Source organism: Actinomycetota bacterium (genome assembly GCA_019347675.1).
Taxonomy (GTDB): Bacteria; Actinomycetota; Nitriliruptoria; order Nitriliruptorales; family JAHWKO01; genus JAHWKW01.
In genome coordinates, this window is the sequence record JAHWKW010000070.1 from 1 (window position 1) to 2,090 (window position 2,090).

General features: G+C 72.6%; 4 protein-coding genes. 2 read left to right on the top strand and 2 right to left on the bottom strand.

The window, feature by feature from the left end; genetic code table 11:
* Window positions 1–108, top strand: a 108-nt coding sequence (locus tag KY462_16940) for a cytochrome c oxidase subunit 3 (GenBank protein MBW3579385.1), incomplete at its 5' end; no start/stop codon positions are given.
* 128 nt (window positions 109–236) lie between these two features.
* A complete protein-coding gene (locus KY462_16945; GenBank protein MBW3579386.1) occupies window positions 237–821 on the top strand; it encodes a DUF4178 domain-containing protein in 585 nt (194 codons plus the stop codon).
* 29 nt (window positions 822–850) lie between these two features.
* Here KY462_16945 and KY462_16950 read toward each other — a convergent pair whose 3' ends face one another.
* Both KY462_16950 and KY462_16955 read right to left on the bottom strand, forming a co-directional pair.
* On the bottom strand, window positions 851–1,549 hold the full coding sequence (locus tag KY462_16950; GenBank protein ID MBW3579387.1) for a cytochrome c: 699 nt from the start codon (window positions 1,547–1,549) through the stop codon (window positions 851–853).
* A gap of 78 nt (window positions 1,550–1,627) precedes the next feature.
* The gene (locus tag KY462_16955; protein ID MBW3579388.1) at window positions 1,628–2,041 is read right to left on the bottom strand and encodes a hypothetical protein; all 414 of its coding nucleotides are present in this window, start codon (window positions 2,039–2,041) and stop codon (window positions 1,628–1,630) included.
* Window positions 2,042–2,090 lie beyond the last annotated feature (49 nt).

The window sequence follows — 2,090 nt, forward strand, 5'->3', positions numbered from 1 at the left end:
GGCCACTTCTCGGCCAAGGAGCACCGGGGGGTCGAGATACCGGGCATCTACTGGCACTTCGTCGACGTGATGTGGATCGTCGTCTACGCGACGATCTACCTGCTCTGAGCCGCCCGGGATGCGCAATCCGCTGCGCTCAGAGGAGGCCGCGTTCGCCATGCTGGTCCGGGTGGTCGCCGTGATCGCCGTGCTGGTCGCAGTGGTCCTGATCGTTCGCGCCGTGCTCTAGGTGGGGCATGGAGGCTCTGGCCGTGATCGTGATCCTCGCCGTCGCAGCGATCGCGATCACGGTCGCCCTGCGCAGCCGGGGCGGCGGCGATCGTTCCCTGCCCGCGCCCTCGGCCGCCGACGAGCAGCGCGCGCTGCACGGCGACGTGCGCCGGCTCGGAGCGGGCGACGTGGTGACCTACGAGGGCACCGACTTCGTCGTCGACCGGACGCTGCGCTTCCAGGAGGAGGGCTTCTCGTGGGACGAGCACCTGCTCGAGGACGAGGTCGGCGGGCGGCGGCTGTGGCTGTCCGTGGAGGACGACGAAGGACTGCAGGTAACGGTCTACGAGAGGCTTGCCGGCGCCGCCCTCGAGCCGGGCCCCGCGCAGCTCGAGCACCGCGGCACGACCTTCCGCCGCGACCAGCACGGCCGCGCCGCCTACCGCACCGAGGAGCGCGCGGGCCCGGGCGGCAAGGGGGCCATGGAATACGTCGAGTACGTGGCGGGCGACCGGCGGCTGGCCTTCGAGCGCTACGGCACCGGGGGATGGGAGGTCTCAGCGGGCACCGTGATCCCCGAGCACGCCCTCGACCTCTACCCGGCGAGCTGACCAGGCCTAGCGCTGTCCGAGCGCCTGGATCAGCCGCCCTCGCCGCCTCCACCGCCGGCCTCGAGCAGGTACTCGATCAGCCGATCGAGCTCCTCCTCGCTGAGCGACTCGCCGTAGTCGGAGGGCATGACGCCGCTCTGGAAGCCCTCCGCGAGCTCCTCGTCGGGGGCCACTATGTCGGTGCGCAGCTCCTCCTCGCCCGCGCCCTGAAGGTAGGAGTCCAACTCGGGCCCGATGGTCGCCGAGGTGCCGGCCGCTTCCAGGGCGTGACATTGGCCGCAGGGCTGCGCGCCGCTCTCGCCACCCTCCAGGAACACGAACTCGCCCGTGCCGGGCTCGGCGTCGCTGCGCCCGGCCTCGGCCAGCAGCCCCTGGTCCTCGCCCGGGTTGGCCACCGCGAAGGCCACGTACGCGGCGACGTTGCGCGCCTTCTGGCCCGTGAAGATGTCGGGGGGCATATAGGCAGGACTGTCCTCGGGGACCTTGGCCGGGTCGTCGATCTGCTCGCGCACCAGGCCCTCGATCCCCTCGCGGTTGAAGCCGTCGATCAGCGCGCGCTGGAAGGCCGCGTCGAGGTTGGGCCCGACCTGGCTCTGGGAGCCGGCGCGTTCCAGCGTGTGACAGGACGCGCAGCCCTCCAGGAAGGCCTCCTTCCCGGCGACCAGGTCGGTTTCCTCGCTGCCGCAGGCGCCGGCCGCGAGCGTGGCGGCCAGCAGGCCCGCCGCCACGACTCCTCCCCGCAGTGCCCGAAAACCTCTCCCCATGCGGGGCGGACTCTATCCCAGCGCCCGGCGAGGTGTCCTCCTTCAAGGGCAGGGAACCGGGGGTAGCGCGCCGAGCTCGCCCCGGGCGGCGCGCAGCACCCCCCGGGCGACGCCCTCCCACGAGTATCGCTCCCGCGCCACGGCCCCCAGAGCTTCCCGCGCGCGTGCGCGCACGGGCGCGGGCGTGCACAGCCAGCCGCTCACCCGGTCGGCGAGGCCGGCCACCACCTGGTCGTCCACGGGGACGCGCAGCCACCGCCGGACCTCCTCGGGAACGGCCTCGGCCAGCGCGCCGGCCACCAGCAGGGAGACGAGACCGCCTTCGATAGCGGCGCGCGCTTCCGCGGGAGTCGCCACCTCCCGAACCCGGTAGCCCGCGTGCCGCAGCACGATCGAGCAGAGCACCCGCAGCCGGCCATCGGCGATGCACGTCAAGGCCTCGCGCGCTGGAAGCATGGGTGCCCCTTGTAGGATGCGCAGACGGGGAAACTACAATAAAGCCACG